The following is a 25,293-nucleotide window of genomic DNA, read 5'->3' on the forward strand; positions in this document are numbered from 1 at the left end:
CTTTAACTGGAAGACCCCCTTGTCTTTTTACCTTATTACTCTTTTTGCCATCATGAACGATGTACCATACTTTGAAGTAAGGTCTGAAATTGTCACACAGCCTCTTGCACTCGATGCATGAATATATTTACCACCACCCAGATAAATTCCAACGTGATTGATATAATTTTTACCACCGTCTGTATCAAAAAATACCAAATCACCAGGTCTTAACTCATTATATGATATTCTCACACCATTTGTAGCTGCCATGTCAGCTGCAGTTCTCTCTAAGCTAATCCCAAAGTTTCTAAACACATATTGAACAAATCCTGAACAGTCAAACCCTGTCGAAGGAGATGATCCACCATATCGATACCGTATCCCTAAAAAGTTTTTAGCAAAACCAAGTATTCTATCAGCTAAACTGCCATTGTAAGCAACTTGAGCTTCCCTATCATATCCGCCACGTGATGATATCTTCGTTGTATGGCTTGTTGACATTTTCAAAAGATAATATGCCATATATCCAACTGTGCCATCGAGTGTTTTTACCTTTATCCAACCGTTTCGCTCTCTTGCCAAAACGTATACCTTGCTACCCTTCTTCAATGTTTTTAGTATTTTTGAAGAAGTGGACATATTACTTCTGACCCTTGCATTGTCTTTTAGAACGGTTGCCATCGGCATCTGAGAAACTACTTGCCTTGTATTTGTAGAACTTTTTACTGCATTTGAAGTACTGCTGTCTTTTGTGAGCTTTATGTAATCAGATTTAACATACCCCACAACACCATCAAATGAAATCTTAACCCATCCACCTGTAGATGATAAAACCTGCGCTTTAAAGCCTTTTGGAAAAATTCCTAATACTTTTGATGATGTTGAAGGACTGCTTCGGATGTTGACAGTAACTGTTGCCTCAGCTGTCTTTGCAAAACCTTTGCTACTCCATGTTATAAGCAGCAAAAACATCAAAATTCCAATTAAAGCTTTAGTATTCATTAGAATACTCCCTTCTTTTTGGGGCTTACGGGATTAGCTGACGGGTTCGGGACAAGAAGGACATCCCTACGGCAGCCAAAGTTTGCCGATTCACCCCAATATAACGCTGGTTCTCCCGCTGCATGAGGCAAATTTAACAAACTGCCTCATGCATTCAGCCACTCTTGTCAATCATTTTGATGTTATTATTTTATTATAATTTCGATATTACGTCAACCTCTTTTTACGAAATTGTTACACGAATGTTGCTAAAATATTACTACTCAAAATCCTAACTCCTCTTTTACTATTATTATCTTTATACGCCCTTTTACAGGGTGCCTCCTTGTGACAACAATATGGCTGCATATACAGTCCTGGCTCAAACAATCATGACATTTACCAGAAGAAGTACAAGGTGTATTCTTTGAAAGTCTTTTTGCATTCATAGGTGATGCAATGTTTCTTACCCTGTTTATTCCTTCCTGCTCATTCAAGACAAGCTTGTTTATTCCAACAATTACTATCACGCTTTTGGGTCCAAACATCAAAGCTGCAAGTCTATTACCATTGCCGTCAATATTGATAAGTTTGCCATCAAGGGTTATGGCATTTGAAGACATGATATAGTAATCTGCCCAAAACGATTTTCTGTAAATCTCTCCAAGCTCGTCGCCACTTAACCCCTCTTTGTACCTGTCCAAGAAGTTAAACTTCCCATTTCTCAAAAAATCAATTACCCCACACTCAAAAAGCGTCATTGAACCTCCACACGAAACCACTGAACCTTTTTCAATTATTTTTTCTAAAAGAGGTACAATATCCTCTTTTTTGTCTACAATAAAACATTCAAAATTTCTCAACTCAAGGTTTTTCTTCAAAGTTTCAAGATTTATATCAATCCACCATTTTTTGTTTGGATTCATTATTTTTTCTCCTCCCTTTGAAGTATGTGTTTTAGCTCCTCTAAGGTATTTAAAACAACAGCTTTTTCTTTTAGGCTATTGTAAAGACTTGTTGCTATTCCATTTGTAAAGTCACGATTTGAAATATCTTCTTGTTCTATAATAAATAGTTTCTTTGCAAACCTTAGTGCTTCAAGATTTTTTACATTCTGAATTCCAAACGGAATATCGCACAAAATACAAAAATCTGCTTTCTTTATTAGCTCAACATTTTCAATGTACTCTACTTCTCCAATTGGCATAAATGGCATTGTGAAAACTGTGTATATAGAAAGTGCCTGAGCAGTTTCATAGTCTGTGTCATTTATTGCAAGAACACCTGTTGTAACCTTAAATCCCATCTCAACCAAAAGTTTAAAAACTGCTTGTCCTTGACCTCCGCCTGCTACAACGTGCACATGAACACCCTTTTCATATTCTTTTTGAATTAGTTCAATGTCAAATATTCCAAATGGATTTCTATAGACAATTGCTTCGGTATTGTACACCTTTTTTATATTCTCTGCCTTTATCACATCCTGTGGCCTTCCAAAGTCTACAATTTTGCCATCTTTCATCAAAAAGACAATGTCACAAAACTTCGCCGCGAGTTTAATGTTGTGAAGTGCCATTATTGCAATCTTGCCTAATCTCACTTCATCCTTTACAATATTTAAAATCTTTTCTTGATGTGTAATGTCAAGGTTTGAATTTGGCTCATCTAAAAGTAAAACTTTGCTCTCTTGGGCAAGTACCCTTGCAAACGAAGTTCTTTGCCTCTCACCACCTGAAATCTGCAAGATGCTTGAATACTTTTTTGCTGTTAACTCAACCATATCTATTTTCTCTTCGGCAACTTTCTTGCTCTCTTTGTCGTTTGAAAACCTACTCTTTTCGTGTGGGTATCTTCCCATCATTACTATGTCAATCACCGTAAAAGGAAAGTTTGAAAATATACTCTGGGGCATATATGATATAATTTTTGCCCGTTCAATATCAGAAAGTGAAAATATATTAGTTTGATTATAAAAAACCTTTCCTTCAAAAATTTTGACAATCCCTGCTAAGGCCTTAATGAATGTACTTTTCCCACTTCCATTTGGACCAACTATCCCATAGACTTTTCCTTCTTTAAATTCTATTCCCTTTTCGACTTCTACTATGGGTTTTGTATACCCACACTTTAGACTTTCTATATAAAGAGACATAATATCAAATTGTCACCTCATTCTCGCGCTTTTTTAAAAGGTACAAAAAGTACGGTGCACCCACAATTGAGGTTATAATCCCAACCTTTACTTCAATTGGTGAAAACAGCACTCTTGCAATTGTGTCGCACACAATCAAAAAAATTCCACCACCAAGAATTGAAGCAGGAATGAGCTTTCTATAATCACTTCCGACAATTAGTCTTAAAATATGTGGTGTTATCAGCCCCACAAATGAAATCGCACCTGATACTGAAACTGCAATCCCTGTTAAAAGAGAAACTAAAACTAAAAGCTGTTTTTTGAGCCTCTCAGGGTTAACACCAATTGTATAGCTTTCTTCTTCTCCTAATATTAGAATGTTTATCCTCTTTGCGAAAATAAGTGAACACAGTATCAAAATAACAAGAGGCACAAAACTTATCTTCACATGTGTCCAGCTACGGCTATCAAGCCCGCCAAGCATCCAAAATATATACTCGCTTACCTGGTACTGATTGATGTTTGAAAGGATAAGGGAATTTATTGAGGATATAAAAGTGGATACAGCAATGCCAATTAATATCAGGTTCAAAATGGGAGTTTTTCCATCTTTTGTTGCAAGCTTGTACACTAAAAAAGAAATACCAAGTGCACCTACAAATGAAAATAAAGGTAAATAAAAAATGCTTATGGTGTTGAACGAAAGAGCAATACAAGAAATTGCACCCAGGCTCGCACCGCTTGATGTTCCAATTATACCCGGATCTGCCATAGGGTTTCTGTAAAGCCCTTGCACAAGTGCTCCTGCAACAGACAAGCTCATGCCTACAATCATAGCAATTATTATTCTGGGAAGTCTAATCTGACCAATAATTGTCAAATCCATCTGGTTGACCCCAGGCACTTTAAAACCAATGAGTGAAAAAATTGCCTTTAAAACACGAAGGGGAGGGATAAATACACTTCCCACCCCTATTGAGACCACAAATACTATTAAAAGTATTAGGCTCAGTATCACTATAACCCTTTTCAATACATACCACCACTTCAAATTTCTTTGTTTTTATTTGAACAGGTACGGATAAGCAGCCTTTGCTAAGTCGTAAATACCTTCAACAATGTAATGCGAAACAGTTTGAACGTGTCTATCGTCAAGTATAATCACTGCGTTGTTTTTAACAGCTTTTAGATTCTTAAAAGCAGGGTCTTTTTTAAACTCTTCTACATATTGCTGAGAAGTCTTTTTTGGATTATATGAAGCAGAAGGAATAACAATAATATCAGGGTCCCACTCCAAAATCTGTTCTTTTGTGATTGTTGGCCAACCTTTCAAACCTGCAACAGCAGCTATGTTTATAACCCCCGCAAATTTTGCAATCTCATGCTGTGTTGTGTTTCTTCCATATGTTGAGTTAAAGTAATATGTGTAGAAAAGCACATACTTTTTCTTTCTTAAGTATTTTACCTTTTTTTGGACAAAGTTAATTTTGTCATCCATGTACTTTATAAGAGCCTGGCCTTTCTGAATTTCACCTGTTAGCTTTGAAAGATTTATAATCTCCTTTTTGATATTTGAAATCGAATTTGGATTTAAACTTACATATATTGGACACTTAAGCCCCTTTTTCAAAAGGTCATATTTTGACTTGTCTATATAATAGGGAACAATTACAAGGTCAGGATTTGCAGCAATTATCTTTTCAATGTCATTGCTTGAATATCTACCTTTCACATTTTTAGCCAAGTTCACAACGTTTGAATTGTTCTTATCATCTGCAAATATAGAAAGACCTATAATTCTGCTTGGTGAAACCATGTTCAAAAGAATTTCATCTGTCTGAAGTGCCAATGAAAGAATTCTTTGAGGTTTTTGTTTTACTGTAATGCTATTACCTTTTCCATCTTTTACTGTAATTGGAAAGTCCGCAGCATGGGAATAAAGTGGCATCAAACTTATCGCAAGTGCAATCAATACAACAATAGCAACAATTCTTCTACTCATTTTCATCAGTGTCTCCAACCCCTTTATTTTGTAATATTCACTTGCACCATTATATCACACAAGTTGCTCTATGTCTATACTAATTATTTCTGTCTCTTCTGGGAATAAATTTAATATAGTAGGGTCATAGCACAGCTTAAAATTAGCATGCTTTATAAACCCACTGATAGGAGACTTTAATGTATATGTTTTATAAATTGTCTCAATACTTGCAAATTCTTCACCCTGCTGAAGATAGCCATGTGTCTTTATGAATTCAAATATGACAATATCACCAAGTTCTCTTTCTAAATTTTTTGTAATACCAACTGAAGCCAATGAACCATTTAACTCAACCCATAAATCGCCATAAAGAAGTCTCTCATTGTAAAGCATCCTTCTTCAGTCCTTTTTATTTTGTTTTACAAACTTATCCAACTCATCATATGTCATCATACCAACATTCTTTGCTATTATTCTCCCATTTTCATCCAATAAAAATGTCGTAGGTATTCCCTCTATACCAAAATTTGACGCAATCTCGCCATCTTTGTCAAGCAAAACAAGATAACTTACACCCATTGAGTTTAAAAACTCTTTGACTGTATTTTTGTCCTCTTGAATATTTACCCCGATCAAAACAATGTCTTTGTTACTTTGATGAAACTTTTCAAAATCAGGAATTTCAGCTTTACATGGCAGACACCAGGTAGCAAAAAAGTTCAAAATTACCTTTTTGCCTCTAAAACTTGAGATCGAATATTCTTTGCCATCAACAGATTCAAGCTTAAAGTCAACAGCACCATTTACTCTTACTTGTGACTTTGTCCGTGGAATAAATTGATAGACTAAAAGAGCAATGAGTACTGCAACAACTAATATAAAGATAACATTTTTTGCCCTTTGATTCAACATGTAATAGTTACCCCCTGTTTTAAATTTTTATCATCTTAAAAGATTTATCTTATCAAAAAATACAAGGATTCCAAAAATTATCATAAAAATACCTGTTAAATACTCTACTACTTTGACATGCCTATTTATAAAATCAAAAAAAACTTTAATTCTCTCTATAAAAAGAGAAGTTAACAAAAATGGCATGGCAAAACCAATTGAATAAAATACTAAAAGCATCACCCCTTTTACAAAAGTCTTCTGCACAGCAGCTAAACTCAAAATTGATGCTAAAATTGGTCCTACACAAGGTGTCCAGCTAATACTCAAAAGCATACCCAAAATCAGTGGAATTCTTTCTTTTTGATAATTACCGTTACCACCTATGGGTATAAATAACCTTTTTAAAAAATCTGGTGACAAATCAAGCATCACCAGACCCATCAAAATTAAGATTATTGCTGCTATCTTCACAATAACCCATTTATACTGCGAAAACGCCACCCCAAATAACGATGCCAAGATCCCAAGCCCTACAAACACTATACTAAATCCTAAGACAAATAAAAAGGCATTTTTCAATTTACTGCCTCTTTGTGAAAAAATATAAAGAATGTAAACAGGGACAAGGGGAAGAATACAAGGTGAGAAAAAAGACAAAAAACCTGCCACAATCGCTGAAATTATACTTATATCCATACTTTTCTACTCTCCCGTTATTTTATTTTATAGCCGCCATTTACTATTACCCATACATCATCAATTGCTTTAAATCCCCTGCCATCGTTTTTGACAATTAGGACTAAATGATTTTTGGATATTTGTTGATTATTTCCAATATCCTTTGCCGCTGTTAGATCAATTAAAGATGCTCCTTTCGGAACAGTAGCAGTTGCTTTTCCCACCCTTAAAATAAACTCAGTTGAGGCATCAAAGACAATAACTTTTCCTTTTGGCACTTTTACTATTTCATATCCTTTTGTCAAAGCAAACTCACTTTTCGCCTGACCTTGTCCTTGTGCTTGAACTTTTAACTTGGCTTCTAAATCAGACACTTGTTTTCTTAGTTTTTCCACTTCTAAATTCAAATTAGAAAGCTGTTTTTGGAGCTGGATCACATCTGTACTATTCTGTGAAGCATTACTTACTTTGCTAATTTTACTATCTAATTCATTTATCTTCGAATCTATGTAAGTTTTTAGCTGGTCAAGTTGCTTTTTAAAAAATCCGTATGTTATAAGAGCATCATTATCAATTGACTGACTGCTTGCAAAAATTACTCCTGCACCCAATACTATTACCACAATAGCAATAACTGTAACATTTATACCTTTTTTATACCAGCGCCTTCTTTCTTTTTCCACTCGTATCCCTCCGCTGTCCAGTCTATCAATCCAAGGCTAATTAAAATTGCTTGATTTACCTTTTCCATAACTTCATCAGAGAGCTTTCCAACCTTGTTCTTTAGCCTTACCTTGTCAATTGTTCTTATCTGCTCAAGCAAAATAACAGAGTCTTTCGTAAGGCCAAACTCTCCTGCATGAATTTCAACATGAGTTGGAAACTTTGCCTTGCCAATCTGCGAGGTTATCGCAGCAACAATTACTGTTGGACTGTATTTATTTCCTATGTCATTTTGAATTACCAGTACAGGCCGTATGCCACCTTGCTCAGACCCAACATGCGGAGCAAGGTCGGCATAGAATATGTCTCCTCTTTTAATTTCAAATGTCTGATTTTGGTTTTGATGTTGTTGCAGCACTTTCTCCACTCTCCGCTACCCTACCTTCTTCAAATTTATAAAAATCATGGTACAAATCATCATATATTATATTCTCATACTTTACAAGTCCCTCAAAGTCAAGAGCTAACCATTCATTTGCAATTGTCCTGTTTAAATCTGCATACTTTTTATAACAACTCTCAAGTTCCTTTTCAATTTTCCTCATCCTTCTTTTTATCGCAAAAGGTTTTATAAATCCATCATCATAAAAATCTCCACCGCGATATTGCAAAAGATATTTCACAATACGTATTTGCGGCATCTAATTTCCCCCTTGCAAAACAAAATATAAAAACATATTTATAAGGTATAGCGGATGAGCTTATCTTCATTATAAATTTTTTTGGTGCTTTAAATCAATGTAAATTTTTCATAAGATGTAGTTTAATATTTTGACAACTCGCCCATCCCTAATATAAACACGTGGAATTCTCTTACTGACAGAGCATATCACTTCATAGTTTATAGTGCCAATTTGCGATGCTAAATCATCTGCTGTAATCTCATTTTTCCCTTGCTTCCCTATAATTACAACCTCATCGCCAATCTTGACATCTTTAATATGAGTGACATCCACCATGCACTGGTCCATGCACACATTCCCTACAACTTTTGCATACTCTCCATTGATGAGAACACATCTTTTTTCACTTCCAACTCTTGTAAAACCATCAGCATATCCGATAGGTATCGTAGCAATCTTGCTCTTGCAAGGAGTCACGTACCTTCTGTTGTAGCTTATAGGATACCCTTCTGGCACCTCCTTTACATTGATTACTTTTGCCTTGACAGACATAACAGGCTTTAAGGAAATCTCTGTTTTTACTGCTTCGCTTGGATAAAGTCCATAAAGTACAAGACCAAGCCTTACTATATCAAGTTGATACTGGGGGAAACGGATTGCCGCAGCGCTATTTGCAATATGCTTATATTTAAAGTATACCCCATTTTTATTTAGTTCTTTCACAAAGTTTTCAAATTTTAAAAACTGTTCATAGGTAAAATTATCAGAGTGTGGGTCATCAGCTGATGAAAAGTGTGAAAATATACCTTCAAGTTCTATGTGTGAAAGGCTTGCAATTCTGATTATTGCTTCGATACTTTCTTTGGTGCACAAGAATCCAATTCTTCCCATACCAGTATCAACTTTGATATGTACCTTTGCCTTTTTCCCTATTTTCTTAGCAGCCTCATTTAGATAATATGCTTGCTCAAATGTGTACACTGTTTGGCTAATGTCATTTTCAACAACCTGTTCAGATAATTCAAAAGGAGTAAATCCTAATATCAAAATAGGAATGTCAAAATTATAGTGCCTAAGCTGCAAAGCCTCGTCTATTATTGCAACAGCAAGCATGTTAATTCCGTTTTTGACTAAAACCCTTGACACTTCAATTGCTCCGTGGCCATATGCATCGGCTTTAACAACAGCCATAATCTGAGTATTTGGCGAAATCTTTTCTTTGATGTTATTAACATTGTATATGAGGTTGTCAAGATTTATCTCTGCCCAGACACGGTTGTAAAGAGACAATTTCCTTTCATCCCTTTCTGTATTTTTTATACTCTGTCAGGTAGATTGTCTTTATAAATCTTGCATCCTGATAAATTACAACTATTTTTTTTAACCTTTCATCCTCAAAGTAGTAATGCAAATACCTAATATCATCTTTTAATTCAATTGTGATTATTGTGGTCTTTTCCTGTTTTACAATAGAATATTTTTCGCTATTTATAAGCTTATCAATATAGTATTCTAAAAAAATATCCTCTGCAATGTTTTTTAGATCTTTGCCTTCTAATATAACCTTTCCATTTTCCTTAGTTATTTTTATCTTTCTCTTATCTTTATGAAACTCTGCCTCTACCTTTCCATCTACTCTTTGTTCAGAAAAAAAGTATTTTGAAACCATTTTGTTTGAAGTTATTTCCACAAATCCTTTTGCAATGTAATCTGGATAAATCTTAGGTGTACCTTGGCTATTTCCACTCTTACAAGAGGTTAGTAACACAAAAATCAAGAGTATAAAAAATACATAACAAAACCTCTTCCACATTCTCTTATATAATTAACCTTCAATTACTCGCTTAAACGCAAAATCAAGATTCTCAATTATTTCTGAAGGCAAGATGGTCTGCATTGACTTTCTTTCAAGCAAAATATCAGCAGAAAGTGAATGCAGATAAACAGCAAGTTTTGCTGCATCTAAACCACTATATCCTTGTGCAAGGATTGCAGAAACTATACCAGTTACAACATCACCACTTCCACCCTTCGCCATACCAGGATTTCCAAGTATATTGATGTAAACATTGTTGCTATCTGTAATTATAGTCCTTGCACCTTTTAAAATGCATACACAGTCAAACCTTTTTGAAAGTTGAAGGGCTGCGTCAAGCGGGTTTTTAGCAACCTCAGAAACATCACAGCTAAGTATCCTTGACGCCTCTTTGTAATGTGGAGTCAATATCTTGGGTGCTTTGTACTCACACAAAAGTGTTTGAGCTTCTTTACTATTTGCTAAAACATTTAAACCATCTGCATCTATTACAATAGGTATTTGAAAGTTTTTTAAAATATGAATCAATATCTTTTCAACTTCTACAGAACTGGTAAGACCGCATCCAAATGCAATGACATCTAACCTTTTCAAAAACTCCTCTTTCTGTTTGAAACCCTCAAAAGTTACTACTCCATCCTTGCTTTCAATCGCTACTGTGATTATTTCTGGATTTCTAAAATTGTGCAGACTCAGACTCTCAATTGGTGAGAATAAAAAGCATAGCCCACACCCACTTTTTACACAAGCATTTGCACAAAGCACAGAGGCACCAGGAAAGAATTTTGAGCCTGCTACAACCCCCACTTTCCCGTAGTCACCTTTGTGTGAATCGGGATAGCGGTAAAGCTTTTCAATATTTAGCTCTTCTCTGCCTAAAATCTTTATACTGATCTTCTCTACAACCTTTTCAGGGATACCAATGTCTTTTACTATAAGTTTACCACACAAATAAGCCCCAGGATAAAGGATGTTTCCAATTTTAGGATACATGAAAGTAATTGTCTTGTTTGCTTTCACTGCAACTCCTTTTATCTGTCCTGTGTCAGAGCAAACTCCACTTGGAATGTCGATAGAATAAACATAGGCTTTCGAAGAATTTATATACTCAATTACCTTTCTGTACAAGCCCTCAACATCTCTTACAAGACCTATTCCAAATATCCCATCAACGATAATGTCAAACCTCTCATGATAAAGTTTCGCCAGAAGCTCTTCATTTAGCACTTGAATGTTTGCACCTAAGTGTTTTAATATGTTTAAAAAAACCTTCGAAGATGCACTTACATTCTCATCAAATATAAAAATCTGAACACTGTCTGATTGTTCTAAAAGATAACGTGCAACTACAAAACCATCTCCCCCATTATTCCCTTTGCCACAAAAAACAGCAATCCTTTTTTGCTTTAAATCACCTAAATCTCTTTTAATTTCCTCAAATACACAAAAGCCTGCATTCTCCATCAACACTACTTCAGGAATTCCAATCTCGCTTGTTGCTTTTTTATCTATTTGCTTCATCTGTTCAGAAGTTAATACATACATGCAAATTTCACTCCTCTTTTTCGGCAATTGCACAGGCAACTGCCACCGAGTTTTGATGTGAGATGCTCAAGACAATATTTGTAATTTTTAAATTCTCACAAATCTCTTTGGCTCTGTTGTAAAGCTTCACCTTTGGACACCCATTTGTATCCTTTTGTATCTCAATATCTTTAAATCCAAATACAATGCCTGTGGAAAGTGCTTTTGCCACAGCCTCTTTTGCTGCAAAATACCCTGCTATTGTTAGCAGATTGAAATTTTTTGAGCTTATATACTCAAGTTCTTTTTGAGTAAATACCCTCTTCAAAAAAGCATCAAATCTTTTTATATTCTTAAATCTTTCAACCTCAATAATGTCAATCCCAATATTAAATATCATTCCTGAAATTATTCCCCTTTTTGCTTAAAAATTACTTAAATTTTATTCGCAAAACTACAAAAAATAAAAACGGGAGGGGACAAAACATGAGTTTTATTAACTGCTCATATCCATGTAAATATCAAAAGGATGGATATTGTATTAAAACCCATATTTGCCCACCGTCAAAATACAACGCTGGCTTTTGTTTATTTTTTGAACCGGAAGAAAATTTTAAAAGAAAAAAGGAAAAAGAAAAAGAAGAACTTTAAATTTATTTTATCACATTCTCAACAAAGAAAGAATGCCAATAATTTTGAGATGTGAGTTCAGGATGAAATGTTGTTGCCAAAATAGTTCCTTGCAACACAGCAATAGGGGTGTCAAGCTGTGCCAAAACCTCTACATTTGAGCCAACATCAACTATCTTGGGCGCTCTTATAAATACACATTCAGTTGTCTTATTAAACCTTAGCACAAAAACTTCTTTTTTGAAACTGTCAAGCTGGCTTCCATAAGCATTTCTTTCAATTACTATGTCAAGTAGTGGCAAAACACCACTTCCCTGGTTTTTTATGGTCTTTGACAGAAGTATTGCACCCGCACATGTTCCCCACATTGGCATCCCTTGTTCTGCCAAGCTCAAAATTTTCTCCTTTACCCCAGTTTCTATTAAAAATTTTCCTATGGTTGTGCTCTCACCGCCTGGCAAAATCAAACCATCTATTCCATCTAAGTCTTCAATTTTCTTTACTAAAACTGGTATGTGTCCTATTTCTTCAATCTTTTTTACATGCTCAATAACTCCACCTTGAAATGCCAATACTCCAATTTTTTTCAACTTTTAATTCCCCCTAAACTGCAAAAGTTCATTCTGGGAAAGATTTCTTAAATCAATTCCTTCCATCTCTTCACCAAGATCATATGAAATTTCTGCCAAGACTTTTGGATCATTGTAATAGGTTGTTGCCATTACAATTGCTCTTGCTCTTTTTTCGGGATTTTTTGACTTAAATATTCCAGAGCCAACAAACACACCATCTGCTCCAAGCTGCATCATCAACGCTGCATCAGCTGGTGTTGCTATTCCACCTGCTGCAAAGTTCACAACAGGAAGTCTTTTTAACTCAGCAGTTTTCTTCAAAAGTTCATATGATACCCCCAATTCCTTTGCATATGCATAAAGCTCATCTTCATTTAATGATGCTGCGTATGCAATCTGTTTGTTAATCCTTCTTAAGTGCCTTACTGCTTCAACAACATTTCCTGTGCCAGCTTCACCTTTTGTTCTTATCATAGAAGCTCCTTCTTGGATTCTTCTGAGTGCCTCTCCTAAATCTCTTGCACCACATACAAAAGCAGCTTTAAACTTCCACTTGTCAATATGGTGCTCCTCATCAGCAGGCGTTAAGACCTCACTTTCATCAATATAGTCAATACCTAAAGCTTCTAAAATCTGGGCTTCAACAAAATGTCCAATTCGCACCTTTGCCATAACAGGAATTGAAACAGCCTTCTTAATCTCTAAAATAATTTTTGGGTCTGCCATTCTTGCAACTTTGCCCTCTTTGCGCAGATCTGCTGGAACCTTTTGAAGTGCCATTACAGCAACAGCACCTGCTTTTTCTGCAATCTCTGCCTCCCTTGGCGATGTCACATCCATAATAACACCGCCTTTTAACATCTGGGCAAGGTTCTTATTGAGCTCATATCTTTCATTTACAACCTCGCTCATGAAATTGCACCTCCGTATCGATATAATTTATTGAACTCTTTTGTCCATTTTATTATAATTAAAATAAACTTTGTGTAAAGGCAGGATGACCATGTGTGTATCGATACAGCTTGATAAAGACTCAAAAAAGCCACTTTACATTCAGATCTATGAAGCTTTCAAAGAAAAGATTCTATCTGGTGAGTACAGCTACATGCAAAAACTGCCTTCTGTTCGTCAACTTTGCAAGACTTTAAATGTTAATCTTTCCACTGTCACAAAGGCTTTGAATCAGTTGCAACTCGAGGGGTATATTAAGGCAGTTGCTGGAAGTGGACATTACGTTGTTTATAACGAATATCAGGACAAGGTAATATTTGAAGAGGAGATTTTAAGCACGCCGTCAAGTGAGTTTATAAACTTTTCTTCTTCAAAACTGCCATATAGCTTGTATCCAATTGAACAATTTAAATGGTCTATAAATAGTGCAATTGAAAGCTTTGGACCACAGATTTTTGACTATATTGAACCATTTAAAAATCCATTGAAAGAGTACCTTGTTGAAAATTACTTAAAAAAATTTAAAGTTTATACTGATCCTTCAAATGTAATAATTGTATCTGGTGCTCAACAAGGGATAGAAATCACAACAAAAAGCCTTTTAAAACCAGGTGATACCATATTTATGGAAAATCCTTCATACTTGGGTGCATACCATATTTTTAGTAACATGCACTTGAATGTTATAGGAATTGATATAGACCAGATGGAGCAAATTGAAGACTATGTCAAAAAATTTTCTCCAAAAGCTTTTTACATAATTCCTTTTTCCCAAAACCCAACTGGCATTTCTTATACTGAAGAATACAAAAGATATTTGTGTGATATTGCCGAAAAATATAACTTTTATCTTATTGAAGATGACTTTCTTAGCGATGTAGTAGTAGAAGAGGGAAATTTCCCTATAAAGGCTTATGACAGACATGACAGGGTATTTTACATCAAAAGTTTTTCAACTCTTACAATGCCAGCGCTGAGGATTGGATTTGTGGTATCACCAGCAGAGTTTGCAGATGAAGTGGCTTATTACAAATCTACAGCAGATATCTCAACGTCTCTATTTATCCAGGTGTGTTTTGCAGATTTTCTGAAAAATCATTTTGATTTGTACATTCAAAAACTTAAATCTTACATCCAAGAAAAGCAAAAATTGTTTTTAGATTTGATAGAAAAATGTGATCTGGCAAGTAGACTATTTACTAAGAGTCCAAAAGGTATATTTGTATCATTCTTGCTTCCACAAAAAATCTCATCAGCGTATATTTACAATAAACTGAAAGCTGAGAAAGTGTTTATACAACCCCATACATGTTTTTATCACAAGCCAAACTCTATAAATTTCTTTAGAGTGAGCTTCTTAAACTGTAGTGACGTGGAACTTCAAATTGGAATTGAGAAGATAAGAGATGCCCTAAAACTTATTTTACAAAAGGACGGTGAATAGGTCATGAGCTTGCAAACTGATAAAATTAAAGAAGTAATTGAGAAAAATATGAACCTTTTTGAAAATATTCGAAAAGAACTGCACAACATAGCTGAGCTATCGTTTGAGGAATATAAAACACAAAAATACATAAGAGAAAAATTGACTGAATGGGGAATAGAAAACTTTCCTGTTGCAAAAACAGGTGTAATTGGAATTATAAATAATTCGGATGAATGTGTAGCAGTTAGGGCTGATATGGATGCAATATTAGTTGAAGGAAAACCAAGGCACTGCTGTGGTCATGACTTTCATATGGCAATTGTACTTGGCATTGCAAAGACCTTAATTGACATTGGCTATACAGGGTGTGTAAAATTTATTTTCCAACCTGCCGAAGAAGGACCTGGCGGTGCTAAAAAAGTAATTGAAGAAGGTGGATTGAAAAATCCAAATGTGAAAAAAATGATAGGTTTTCATGTTTGGCCAAAACTTGATGTTGGAATGATTGAAGTATCAAGTGGGGCTATTATGGCAAGTGTTGATGATTTTGAAATAGAATTTATTGGAAAAGGTGGACATGCAGCCATGCCAGAGCTTACTAAAAACCCTATTTATCCTGCAATAGAATTTATACAGAGTGCAAATAACTTTTTTTCAGCATTCTCCAAAAAAGTTTCTCCTTTTCATATATCCTTTTCGTCCATTAGCAGTGGCGAAACTTATAATGTGATTGCAAATACATGTAAAATAAAAGGTACTGTGAGAACATTTGATACTAAAGTCCAAGATTTTATTTACCAGAACATAAAAAAATTAGCAAAGTGCTCAGCTGAGAAATACAATGTACAGGTAGATATAAACTACTATTTCCAATATCCACCTTTGATAAATGACTCTAAGATTGCAGCAGAATTCTCAAAATCTGCTGAAAATATATTAGGTAAGGAAAATGTAAAGAGGGCTGAAATGAGCTTTACCGCCGAAGACTTTGCATTCTATTGTAAACAAGTACCCTCTTTTTATTTTAGGCTTGGAATAAAAGAAAATGGCAAAGGAGAAAATCCCTTGCACTCACCATCTTTTGATGCATCAGAAAAGTGTATTTTTTATGGAATATACCTTGTTGTTAACTACTTACTTACTATTTAGAAGAGCAAGCAGTACCTTTTGTGCACGTGAAAACTTATTGCTTCTTACGTAAATAGCAATGTACTTGTTCTTTGTATCAAACCCATATTTTTTAAGTATTTCAACGTTGTCAGCCTTAATGCCATACAAGTCTTTTGCAGATTTGTCTTTTTCTTTAACATAACATGTATCGTCGATAAATTTATTTAGCTTGTTTTTGTTCACAAAAGATTTTAGAGAATAGAATGCTCCATTTTGAGCATAGTTTGTAAAGAGTTTTTTATCAAGGATATATATATCACCTTCACCTGCTGCAAGCATTACCATAAGTTTTTGCATAAACGCAAATTCTTGTTCGGATTTTGGAGTATCTCCTGTGTAAAGAATCTGGTCAATGTAAATTTTATCGCCTGACTTTTTTTCAAGCTCAGAAATCAATTTTTGAGCATTTTCATCGCCTATGAAATTGCCAACAAGAACAATCCTCACTTTTTTGTTGATATCATCTGCATTGCTTGAGCAGCCTTGCAACAAAAACGCTAAAAAACTAATGAGAACTATTAAACTCAGACTCTTTTTTAAATTTCTTTGAATCATATAATATCACCTGCCTTTTTTTATTTCTAAAAAGGCCATACCATATAAATCAAAAAGGGAAGAGCTATTTACAACTGTTGAATAGCTCTTCCCTTTATATTTTACTCCATTTTCTCTTACTTTACAATCTTAGCATACATGAAGTAGTTAAATCCAAGTGGTGAGATGTAGTAGTTCTTTACGTAGTCTCTGAGAAGCTGTCCTTTTACATAGAAGTAAATTGGAATAACAGCATAATCTTCCATTAAAATCTTTTCTGCTTCCATCATGTATTTCATTCTTTGTTTTCTGTCTGTTGTTCTCTTTGCCTTGTCGATAAGCTCATCATACTTTTTGTTGCTCCAATTTGTGTTGTTGTTGTCGCTGTATGATGTAAATAGATCTAAGAAGGTCATTGGGTCAACATAGTCGCCTATCCAACCATCTCTTGCAACCATGTAGTCTTTCTTCTGTCTTCTGTCTTGCAGTACTTTCCATTCCATATTGGAAAGTTTGACTTTGATACCAAGCTGCTGCCACATATTCTGAATAGCCTCTGCAATTTTCTTATGTCCCTCGTTTGTGTTGTAGATAATTTCAATTTCTGGGAAACCTTTACCGTTTGGATAACCTGCTTCTGCCAAAAGTTTCTTAGCTTTTGCTAAATCTGCTCTCACTGGCAGATAATTACCACTCTCTATTCTAAAATCTTTTGAAATACCTTTAATTCCATATGGTACAAATCCAGTTGCTGGTTTTTGACCAAGCTTTCCTATATTCTCTACAATATAAGTCCTGTCAATAGCAAGTGAAAGTGCAGCTCTTACCCTCTTGTCATTAAATGGTTTTATCTTACAGTTAACATCATAGTAGTATGTGCCGAGTAATGGCCAAACTTTTAGTTTTTTCTCTTTGAGTAGTCTTGGTATCTCCTCTGTTGGAACAGATTCTGCACCGTCAACTTGTCCTGCTTCGTATGCTAAGAGGTTTGCTTTATCATCTTCTGAAAGTTTATATACAATCTTTTCAAGTGTTATTGATTTTGCATCCCAATATTTTGGGTTTTTCTTGAACTCAATGTATGAGTTATGAACCCACTTTGTCATTATAAATGGACCATTACCTATATATGTTTTTGGATTTGTTGCCCATTTGTCACCATACTTTTCTACTATATCTTTTCTTACAGGGAAGTATGTTGGGAAGTTTGTCAAATCAATAAAGTATGGTGTTGGTGCTTCTAATGTTACTTGCAGAGTCTTTGCATTTAAAGCCTTTACACCAACATCAGAAGCCTTTGCTTTACCTTCATTAAACTTGCGACCATTTTTGATGTAGTAAAGTTGATAAGCATATTCTGATGCTGTCTTTGGATCTAATGCCCTTTTCCATGCATATTCAAAGTCATATGCTGTAACTGGTTTACCATCTGACCATTTTGCATCTCTTAAATAGAATGTGTAGGTAAGACCATCCTTAGATACTGTCCACTTGTAAGCCATGCCCGGCACTGTTTCGCCTTTTACATTAACTCTTGTTAAACCTTCAAACACATTAATGATGATGTTTGCTCCATCAACCGCATTATTTAAAGCTGGGTCTAAATACCTTGGTTCAGCACCATTGATGTAAGTCAAAACCTGCTTTGCCGCAGCTTCTGTTGATTTGTAATTTGAGTTAATAAATAGGCCTGTCACCAAAAACATAACAAGTATAAACGCGGCAATAAGACGCTTTTTCATAAAAAATCCTCCTCCTTGAAAAGAAATTTTTTTATTTATCTTTACGTAGCCCACCTTTACTTTCTATCCATCAGATGGCAGGCTACGTAATGACCAGAACCAACATCTTTTAGCTGTGGTTCTTCTTCCTTGCACCTGTCAAATGCATATTTGCACCTTGTTCTGAACCTGCAACCACTTGGCGGATTTAGCGGGCTTGGAACATCACCCTCTAATATGATTCTTGTTCGTTCTCTTGAAATCTTTGGGTCAGGAATAGGTATTGCAGAAAGCAACGCTTGTGTATAAGGATGAAGAGGCTTTTCATATAGTTCATTGCTGCTTGCCAGTTCAACAAGTTTTCCCAAATACATAACACCTACTCGGCTGCTTATATGCTTTACCATTGACAAGTCATGTGCAATAAATAGGTAAGTAAGACCCAGCTCTTGCTGCAGGTCTTCAAGCATATTTACAATCTGAGCCTGAATTGAAACGTCAAGTGCTGATATTGGCTCATCACAGATTATAAACTCAGGCTCAACAGCCAATGCCCTTGCAATACCTATTCTTTGTCTCTGACCACCAGAAAATTCATGAGGGTATCTGTTTGCATGTTCGCTATTCAGCCCAACAAGCCTCAACAGTTCTTGGACCCTTTCCTTTTTCTCATTGCCTTTTGCAATATTATGAATTTCAAGCGGCTCACCTATTATATCTCCAACAGTCATTCTCGGATTTAGTGATGCATACGGGTCTTGGAAGATCATCTGCATGTATTTTCTGTAAGGAAGCATGTCTTTTTTTGTTATATCTTCACCTTTGAATATAATCTGACCACTTGTTGGCTCATAAAGTCTAATTATTGTCCTTCCTGTGGTAGACTTTCCACATCCACTTTCTCCCACAAGACCAAGCGTTTCGCCTTTTTTTATAAAAAAGCTAACATTGTCTACTGCCTTGATATAAGCCCTTTTGCCGAATCCACTTCTTACTGGAAAATATTTTTTAAGGTTCTTTACTTCAATAAGGATTTCATCCAATTTTTTCACCTACCTCTTTAGGTAAATTGACAAATACAAAATCTTAGGCCCAGTTTTTATTCATTTACTACCTTTGCACTGCTTAGTAACTCTTGCGGAGCATATTCATGATTGAGCCAACACCTTGCCTGATGCCCATCCCCTACATTAAAAAGTGGTGGCCGTACCTCTAAGCACACCTTCATTGCATAATCACACCTTGGTGCAAAAGGACATCCTTTTGGTGGTTTTAAAAGGTCTGGCGGCTGTCCTTCAATAGGAACAAGCCTTTTCTTGAGTCCCAAGTGCATCTTTGGCACAGATCTTAGAAGTCCCCATGTATAAGGATGTTTTGGATTGTAGAAGATATCATCAACACTTCCTTCTTCAACAATTATCCCACCATACATAACAATAACCTTTTGGCATATATCAGCAACAACTCCAAGGTCATGTGTGATAAGTATTATAGACATTTTTAGTTGCTGCTGAAGCTTCTTTAGAAGGTCTAATATCTGTGCCTGTATAGTAACATCAAGAGCAGTTGTTGGCTCATCTGCAATCAAAAGCTTTGGATTGCAAGACAGTGCCATTGCAATCATTACCCTCTGACGCATACCACCTGAAAACTCATGCGGGTACTGTGAAAGTCTTCTTTCTGGACTGGGAATTCCAACTAATCTTAGCATCTCAACTGCTCTTTTTTTAGCCTCGGCAGTTGAAACTTTATTGTGAATCTTTATAGCTTCAATTAGCTGATTTCCTATTGTGAAAACAGGATTCAAAGAGGTCATTGGGTCTTGGAATATCATACTGATTTTATTTCCTCTTACATCTCTCATCTCTTTCTCGGATAGCTTTAAAAGGTCCTTTCCTTCAAATATAATCTGACCATCTATTATTTTGCCCGGCGGGGCAATAAGTCTCATAATAGACATTGATGTTACACTCTTGCCACTTCCAGATTCACCTACAATGCCTACCGTCTGTCCTTCATATACATCAAACGAAACATCGTTTACTGCCTTAACTTCTCCAACATGTGTAAAAAATGAGGTTTTTAAGTTTTTCACTTCAAGCAGTTTATTGGCCAACTTCTTTCACCTCAAATTCTATTAGTTATGAAGATAATTACTTTCTCATTCTTGGGTCAAGTGCATCTCTAAGTCCATCGCCAAACAGGTTAAATGCCAATATTATTAAACACAACAAGAGCGACGGGAAAAATAGTCTGTAAGGGTATGATATAAAGCCATTTATACCATCAGATGCAAGAGAGCCAAGCGATGGAACAGGTGCATCAACGCCAAGTCCTATAAAGCTCAAGAAAGACTCAGTAAAAATAGCACTTGGAATCTGCAGCGTAGCCGTAACAATGATTGAACCCATGCTGTTTGGAATAAGGTGCCTTAGTAAAATCCTCCATCCACTTGCACCAATTGTCTTCGCAGCAGTAACATACTCTTGCTGTTTTAGGCTTAAAATTTCGCCACGAACAATTCTTGCCATTGATATCCAATATGTTAATCCCAAGGCAATATAGATACAAACAAGTGGTGCTCCTACTGTTTGAAGACCGCTTAAAAAAGAGTATTTGTCAAACAATTTCTCCAATGCAGGTTTTAATGAAACTGAAAGAAGAATTACATAAATCATCAAGGGCACGCTATATAAAATATCAACTATTCTCATCATTATATTGTCAACTTTTCCACCTATGTACCCTGAAATCCCGCCATACAATACACCAATCACAATATTTATAATTGTCGCAACTATACCGATGGACAAGGAAATTCTCATGCCATACAAACATCTTACGAAAAGGTCTCTTCCCAACTCGTCAGTTCCAAATAAGTGTTTCAGTGATGGTGCTAACGCTTCCTGTCCACGAAGCTGCTCATCATACCTATATGGCATAACCATTGGCCCAACTATTGCAAGGACTATAAAAAATATTATTGCCCACATAGAAGCCATTGCAACCTTGTTGGCTTTGAGTCTTCTCCAAGCATCTTGCCAATAACTCATGCTTGGACGGACTATTGTCTCAAGTTGTTTTTCTTCTTTTGAAATTGGCACAAAAAGTTCTCTTGATATATTCTCCATTATTTTCTTTGCCCCCTTAAAATTAGTCCTCAAGTTTAATACGTGGGTCTATAAATACATAGATGATATCAACAATAAGATTCATAAATATTAAAAATGCAGCATAGAATATTGTAGTTCCCATTACAAGCGAATAGTCTCTATTTGAGATACTATCAACATAAAATCTTCCCATTCCCGGTATTGAGAAAATCTTTTCAACCACGAAACTACCTGTCAAAACACCTGCAATAAGCGGTCCCAAATATGTTACAACAGGAATTAAAGAGTTTTTCAATGCGTGCTTGTACACAACTTTAAAATTAGAAAGTCCCTTAGCCCTTGCAGTTCTTATATAGTCTTGGGACAAACTTTCAAGCATACTGCTTCGAATGAGCCTTGCAATAAAAGATATTGGATATGCTGCCAAGGTTATCACCGGCAGAATATAACTTCTTGGTTCATCTAAACCCATTATAGGCACAAGTTGAAGCTTCACACCAAAGATGTACATTAAAATTATTGCAAGAACAAAGCCAGGTATTGTTATAAATATTGTAGCTAACACCATTGAAAGATGGTCTTGCCACTTTCCTTGGTTCACAGCCGACCAAATTCCCAAAGGAATCCCAACCAATAGACTCACAATTATCGCTATAATACCAATCTTCGCGGAAACCGGAAATGTTTCAGCAATAATCTCATTTACTGTTCTTCCCTGGTTTCTCATTGAAATTCCTAAATCACCATGAAGAAGGCTTTTTAGATATTTTACATATTGAACACCAATTGGCTGATTTAAGCCATATTTTTCGTTTAAATTTTTCAAAATCTGTTCAGGTAGTGTTTTTTCACCTGTAAAAGGCCCACCGGGTATCATTCTCATAAGGAAAAAGGTTACAGTTATAATTACAAACAGAGATACAGCTGACCATAATAACCTCTTTAATATGTATCTTGCCACTTCTTCTCTCTCCTTTAGAATTAGTTTTATATAAAACGTATATATTCATGCAATTGTTTGAATATTTATAAAGTATTTAATTCAGAATTTACTGTTGATTATTATAGCACTAAGTTTTTGCATAATCAATACATGTGAACACATTCAATTGTCTGAATATATCAAAAAATTTTCAATCGTTTGAATTGTATGCATGTATTTGTTCATACTTATTAAGTTATCTTCTCATTTTTCAATTATTCTATCCCGTAAAAATGAAGGCTTAAAATTATTGGTATTCAATTGGAAAGAAAAAATCGTTTTATATTTATACTGTTTTATGTTTTAAAAAATTTTTTTGTCAGTTTAAATATCCTATTTTGAGGGTAAAATTAAGCTAGAAAAGTTCAATAAAATAGGAGGAATACTTTGTGAGAAAACCTGGTAAAATTGTTATTGTTGGTACTGGTTTTGTGGGCTCATCAACAGCTTTTGCAATTATGGATGCGGGACTTGCAACAGAGCTTGTTTTGATCGATGTGAACCGCGCAAAAGCAGAAGGAGAGGCAATGGATTTAAATCATGGAATATCTTTTGTAAAGCCAGTTAAAATCTGGGCGGGCGATTATGAAGATTGCAAAGATGCAGATATAGTGATTATAACAGCTGGTGCAAATCAAAAGCCGGGTGAGACAAGGCTTGATTTGACAAAGAAAAATGCACAGGTTACAAAATCGATTGTTGAGAATATTATTAAATATACAAAGGATGCCATATTGCTGATGGTGACAAACCCAGTTGATGTCCTGACCTACGTTGTGTATAAAGTATCAGGGTTTCCAAAAAATCAGGTTTTGGGCTCTGGGACCGTTTTAGACAGCTCAAGGTTTAGATATCTTTTGGCACAGCATTGCCAAGTTGATGTGAGAAATGTTCATGCATATATATTAGGTGAACATGGAGATAGCGAGATTGCAGCATGGAGTCTCACAAACATCGGTGGTGTGAATTTTATGCAAGAGTGTCTGTTGTGCGGTAAGAACTGCTCACCTGAGGTCAAAGAGGAAATATTTAACAAGGTCAAAAATGCTGCCTACGAAATAATTGAAAGAAAAGGAGCAACTTACTATGCAATTGCCTTAGCAGTAAGAAGAATTGTCGAAGCAATTATAAGAGATGAAAATTCAATCTTGCCTGTGTCTTCAGTAGTTGATGATGTATATGGAATAAAGGATGTTGCTTTGTCACTCCCTGCAATTGTAAATAAAAGTGGAGTTGCAAAAGTTTTTGATATACCTCTGACAGATGAAGAAAAAGAAAAACTAAAAAATTCTGCACAAATTATCAAAAACGTAATAAATTCTCTTGATATTTAGATTAAGTTCGGTTATAAATTTGTAATGGGTGGTAAGGTTAAAAGCCTTACCCTTTTTGTTTTAACTTCTGGTAAGACATCTGTTGCAATTTTATTTTGCTCGTGGTAAAATAGCAATTAGTCTTAAATTTTGAGTGGAGGTGAAAAGGGTTGGCAAATACAAAATCTGCAAAAAAGAAGATAAAAGTTATAAGACGCAGAACTATTGAGAATAAAATTCAAAAGTTTAAGATGAAAAAGGCTATCAAAGAAGTAAAGAAAGCACTATTAGCAGGTGACATTGAAAAGGCAAAAGAGCTCTATTCAAAAGCTGCAAAACTAATTGACCAAACAGCTGCAAAGGGTGTTATCCATAAGAACAATGCCTCAAGGAAAAAGTCAAGATTAATGAAGCTAATCAACAAGTATGCTGCTTTGTCTACACCACAACCAGAAAAGAAAGCTCAATAAAGAAAAAGGGCTGTCCAGCTATTCTCTATTGGATAGCCTTTTTATATTTTTTATTACCTTTTTATTTGACAATCTGGTACAAAAGCATCTCAAGTGCTGTCTCGTCATCAATTTGTCCTCTTTTGATCATGTATTCATATTCGATTGTTCTTTGAATAATATTTTTAATCTTGTCTAAGGTAAACGCCTCAGATTGTTTTTTATACTTGTCAACAAAAAACTCAAGTATACCAAGCTGTTTTGCAATCTGTTTTTTATTTGTCTCCTGCAACTCTTTCATCATTCCAAGTATTTTAAAGTGACGAAGAATAAGAGCAAGAATCTTGCTCACACTTGTTTTAAGTTGATAAAGCTCTTTTAAATACCTAAAACCACTTTCAACATCCTTTGTTGCAAAAGCGTCAAGCATCTGGAAAATGTGGTCTTGAGGATTGTCTGTTAAAGTTTTTAGAATATCCTCATGTGCAGGTCTGCTCTTTTTGCCAAGGTATGAAATAAGCACCTGCAAGTAATTGTATATGAGCAGCATGTCTTTGTTGTAGTGCATAATAATCTCTTGTGCCATGTTCTCTGAAATAACTTTGCCTTCCTTTGCCATGATGTTTTGAACCCATTTTATCAAGTCTGGCATAGAAGGAGTTGTAAACTCAGCAGAAAATGCTATTGACTTTAAACTGTTGAACAATTTATTTTCTTTTGCTTCATACTCTTTAAAAATTATATAAACTTTATCACTGTTAAAGTCTTTTAGTCTTTCAACTATACCAGAGAGATTCAAGTTTGAGTTTGTTGTGCTGTATTTGAAAAAGTTTTTGAATATCAAAACTCGTGGCTGCAAATCAAACGATATTGAAATCATCTCGTTTACAATATCGTTGTAGTTTGCATCCTCACCATCAAACCTTATAATGTTGTTTGTATTGCCATTCACAATTGCCCTACTTATTCTCTTTGTATACTCATCAATGAGGAAGATTTCTTGACCATAAAAAAGATAAATCTTTTTAAACTCTTTTTTTAGAAGCTGAGAGTTTAACTCTTTTATTATCTCTTTTGACTTGTCCATTTTCAA

The 25,293-nt window shown here is 35.2% G+C and carries 29 protein-coding genes and 1 riboswitch; of the genes, 5 read left to right on the forward strand and 24 right to left on the reverse strand.

Translation table 11 applies throughout. The annotated features are described in order from the left end of the window. Nucleotides 1-27 precede the first annotated feature (27 nt). The 15 genes from PGC14_RS07955 to acpS form a co-directional block, all read right to left on the reverse strand. Nucleotides 28-984, reverse strand: a complete 957-nt coding sequence (locus tag PGC14_RS07955; RefSeq protein WP_271628610.1) for an NlpC/P60 family protein — start codon at nt 982-984, stop codon at nt 28-30. 7 nt (nt 985-991) lie between these two features. Next, nucleotides 992-1,154: riboswitch (cyclic di-AMP (ydaO/yuaA leader) on the reverse strand. Nucleotides 1,155-1,247: 93 nt separating this feature from the next. Beyond that, complete coding sequence (locus PGC14_RS07960; protein ID WP_011916612.1) at nt 1,248-1,889, reverse strand: lactate utilization protein; 642 nt, start codon at nt 1,887-1,889, stop codon at nt 1,248-1,250. Then, a complete protein-coding gene (locus PGC14_RS07965; RefSeq protein ID WP_271628611.1) occupies nt 1,889-3,115 on the reverse strand; it encodes an ABC transporter ATP-binding protein in 1,227 nt (408 codons plus the stop codon). Before PGC14_RS07965 ends, PGC14_RS07960 begins: the two co-directional genes overlap by 1 nt. 4 nt (nt 3,116-3,119) lie before the next feature. Continuing rightward, nucleotides 3,120-4,130, reverse strand: a complete 1,011-nt coding sequence (locus tag PGC14_RS07970) for a FecCD family ABC transporter permease (RefSeq protein ID WP_271628612.1) — start codon at nt 4,128-4,130, stop codon at nt 3,120-3,122. A 30-nt stretch (nt 4,131-4,160) separates the two neighbouring features. After that, nucleotides 4,161-5,105 carry an ABC transporter substrate-binding protein gene (locus tag PGC14_RS07975; RefSeq protein ID WP_307742487.1) on the reverse strand — a complete coding sequence of 315 codons (945 nt, stop codon included), beginning with the start codon at nt 5,103-5,105 and terminating at the stop codon, nt 4,161-4,163. Nucleotides 5,106-5,153: 48 nt separating this feature from the next. After that, the gene (locus PGC14_RS07980; RefSeq protein WP_271628614.1) at nt 5,154-5,474 is read right to left on the reverse strand and encodes a glycine cleavage system protein H; all 321 of its coding nucleotides are present in this window, start codon (nt 5,472-5,474) and stop codon (nt 5,154-5,156) included. Between the two features lie 6 nt (nt 5,475-5,480). Continuing rightward, entirely contained in the window at nt 5,481-5,993 is a 513-nt protein-coding gene (locus PGC14_RS07985) for a TlpA family protein disulfide reductase (protein ID WP_271628615.1), read from the reverse strand. A gap of 30 nt (nt 5,994-6,023) precedes the next feature. After that, entirely contained in the window at nt 6,024-6,671 is a 648-nt protein-coding gene (locus PGC14_RS07990) for a cytochrome c biogenesis CcdA family protein (protein WP_271628616.1), read from the reverse strand. A gap of 17 nt (nt 6,672-6,688) precedes the next feature. Continuing rightward, on the reverse strand, nt 6,689-7,336 hold the full coding sequence (locus PGC14_RS07995) for a hypothetical protein (protein WP_271628617.1): 648 nt from the start codon (nt 7,334-7,336) through the stop codon (nt 6,689-6,691). Next, nucleotides 7,297-7,695, reverse strand: a complete 399-nt coding sequence (locus PGC14_RS08000) for a type II toxin-antitoxin system PemK/MazF family toxin (protein WP_276054235.1) — start codon at nt 7,693-7,695, stop codon at nt 7,297-7,299. The genes PGC14_RS07995 and PGC14_RS08000 overlap by 40 nt, the downstream gene beginning before the upstream one ends. A 1-nt stretch (nt 7,696) precedes the next feature. Further along, the gene (locus tag PGC14_RS08005; protein ID WP_271628619.1) at nt 7,697-8,017 is read right to left on the reverse strand and encodes a hypothetical protein; all 321 of its coding nucleotides are present in this window, start codon (nt 8,015-8,017) and stop codon (nt 7,697-7,699) included. Between the two features lie 108 nt (nt 8,018-8,125). After that, nucleotides 8,126-9,289, reverse strand: a complete 1,164-nt coding sequence (gene alr / locus PGC14_RS08010; RefSeq protein ID WP_164742595.1) for an alanine racemase — start codon at nt 9,287-9,289, stop codon at nt 8,126-8,128. Between the two features lie 7 nt (nt 9,290-9,296). Continuing rightward, nucleotides 9,297-9,812, reverse strand: coding sequence for a hypothetical protein (locus PGC14_RS08015; protein WP_271628620.1), 516 nt, complete (start codon nt 9,810-9,812; stop codon nt 9,297-9,299). Nucleotides 9,813-9,824: 12 nt separating this feature from the next. Beyond that, the gene (locus PGC14_RS08020) at nt 9,825-11,360 is read right to left on the reverse strand and encodes an NAD(P)H-hydrate dehydratase (RefSeq protein WP_271628621.1); all 1,536 of its coding nucleotides are present in this window, start codon (nt 11,358-11,360) and stop codon (nt 9,825-9,827) included. A gap of 7 nt (nt 11,361-11,367) precedes the next feature. Then, nucleotides 11,368-11,739, reverse strand: a complete 372-nt coding sequence (acpS, locus tag PGC14_RS08025) for a holo-ACP synthase (protein ID WP_039766903.1) — start codon at nt 11,737-11,739, stop codon at nt 11,368-11,370. Nucleotides 11,740-11,825: 86 nt separating this feature from the next. On the opposite strand from acpS, the gene PGC14_RS08030 reads away from it, so the two are divergent. Next, on the forward strand, nt 11,826-11,990 hold the full coding sequence (locus tag PGC14_RS08030) for a hypothetical protein (RefSeq protein WP_271628622.1): 165 nt from the start codon (nt 11,826-11,828) through the stop codon (nt 11,988-11,990). A 2-nt stretch (nt 11,991-11,992) separates the two neighbouring features. Here PGC14_RS08030 and pdxT read toward each other — a convergent pair whose 3' ends face one another. Together pdxT and pdxS are read right to left on the reverse strand one after the other, a co-directional pair. After that, complete coding sequence (pdxT, locus tag PGC14_RS08035) at nt 11,993-12,559, reverse strand: pyridoxal 5'-phosphate synthase glutaminase subunit PdxT (RefSeq protein WP_127352264.1); 567 nt, start codon at nt 12,557-12,559, stop codon at nt 11,993-11,995. Between the two features lie 3 nt (nt 12,560-12,562). Further along, nucleotides 12,563-13,453: a pyridoxal 5'-phosphate synthase lyase subunit PdxS gene (gene pdxS / locus PGC14_RS08040; RefSeq protein ID WP_271628623.1), complete on the reverse strand. Its 891-nt coding sequence runs from the start codon at nt 13,451-13,453 to the stop codon at nt 12,563-12,565. Between the two features lie 91 nt (nt 13,454-13,544). Here pdxS and PGC14_RS08045 point away from each other — a divergent pair, with 91 nt between their 5' ends. Together PGC14_RS08045 and PGC14_RS08050 are read left to right on the forward strand one after the other, a co-directional pair. Next, nucleotides 13,545-14,936 carry a PLP-dependent aminotransferase family protein gene (locus tag PGC14_RS08045; protein WP_271628624.1) on the forward strand — a complete coding sequence of 464 codons (1,392 nt, stop codon included), beginning with the start codon at nt 13,545-13,547 and terminating at the stop codon, nt 14,934-14,936. 3 nt (nt 14,937-14,939) lie between these two features. Next, on the forward strand, nt 14,940-16,067 hold the full coding sequence (locus PGC14_RS08050; protein ID WP_271628625.1) for a M20 family metallopeptidase: 1,128 nt from the start codon (nt 14,940-14,942) through the stop codon (nt 16,065-16,067). Here the strand turns inward: PGC14_RS08050 and PGC14_RS08055 are convergent. From PGC14_RS08055 to PGC14_RS08080, 6 genes are all read right to left on the reverse strand, one after another. Then, nucleotides 16,053-16,643, reverse strand: coding sequence for a hypothetical protein (locus PGC14_RS08055; protein WP_271628626.1), 591 nt, complete (start codon nt 16,641-16,643; stop codon nt 16,053-16,055). The genes PGC14_RS08050 and PGC14_RS08055 overlap by 15 nt on opposite strands. A 116-nt stretch (nt 16,644-16,759) precedes the next feature. Beyond that, entirely contained in the window at nt 16,760-18,364 is a 1,605-nt protein-coding gene (locus PGC14_RS08060) for a peptide ABC transporter substrate-binding protein (protein ID WP_271628627.1), read from the reverse strand. A 56-nt stretch (nt 18,365-18,420) separates the two neighbouring features. Next, a complete protein-coding gene (locus PGC14_RS08065) occupies nt 18,421-19,386 on the reverse strand; it encodes an ABC transporter ATP-binding protein (RefSeq protein ID WP_039766915.1) in 966 nt (321 codons plus the stop codon). 56 nt (nt 19,387-19,442) lie between these two features. Continuing rightward, entirely contained in the window at nt 19,443-20,459 is a 1,017-nt protein-coding gene (locus PGC14_RS08070; RefSeq protein WP_039766917.1) for an ABC transporter ATP-binding protein, read from the reverse strand. Nucleotides 20,460-20,496: 37 nt separating this feature from the next. After that, nucleotides 20,497-21,474 (reverse strand): ABC transporter permease, encoded by a 978-nt coding sequence (locus PGC14_RS08075; protein ID WP_271628628.1) that lies wholly within the window; start codon nt 21,472-21,474, stop codon nt 20,497-20,499. Nucleotides 21,475-21,496: 22 nt separating this feature from the next. Beyond that, complete coding sequence (locus PGC14_RS08080; RefSeq protein WP_039766921.1) at nt 21,497-22,417, reverse strand: ABC transporter permease; 921 nt, start codon at nt 22,415-22,417, stop codon at nt 21,497-21,499. A 410-nt stretch (nt 22,418-22,827) separates the two neighbouring features. On the opposite strand from PGC14_RS08080, the gene PGC14_RS08085 reads away from it, so the two are divergent. After that, a complete protein-coding gene (locus tag PGC14_RS08085) occupies nt 22,828-23,772 on the forward strand; it encodes an L-lactate dehydrogenase (protein ID WP_271628629.1) in 945 nt (314 codons plus the stop codon). A 149-nt stretch (nt 23,773-23,921) separates the two neighbouring features. Then, nucleotides 23,922-24,221 carry a 30S ribosomal protein S20 gene (gene rpsT / locus PGC14_RS08090; protein WP_011916586.1) on the forward strand — a complete coding sequence of 100 codons (300 nt, stop codon included), beginning with the start codon at nt 23,922-23,924 and terminating at the stop codon, nt 24,219-24,221. 61 nt (nt 24,222-24,282) lie between these two features. Here the strand turns inward: rpsT and holA are convergent, their stop codons facing one another. Beyond that, nucleotides 24,283-25,287 carry a DNA polymerase III subunit delta gene (gene holA / locus PGC14_RS08095; protein WP_271628630.1) on the reverse strand — a complete coding sequence of 335 codons (1,005 nt, stop codon included), beginning with the start codon at nt 25,285-25,287 and terminating at the stop codon, nt 24,283-24,285. Nucleotides 25,288-25,293 lie beyond the last annotated feature (6 nt).

Origin of the sequence: Caldicellulosiruptor sp. DIB 104C (assembly GCF_028198085.1) — a bacterium.
Taxonomy (GTDB): Bacteria; Bacillota; Thermoanaerobacteria; order Caldicellulosiruptorales; family Caldicellulosiruptoraceae; genus Caldicellulosiruptor; species Caldicellulosiruptor saccharolyticus.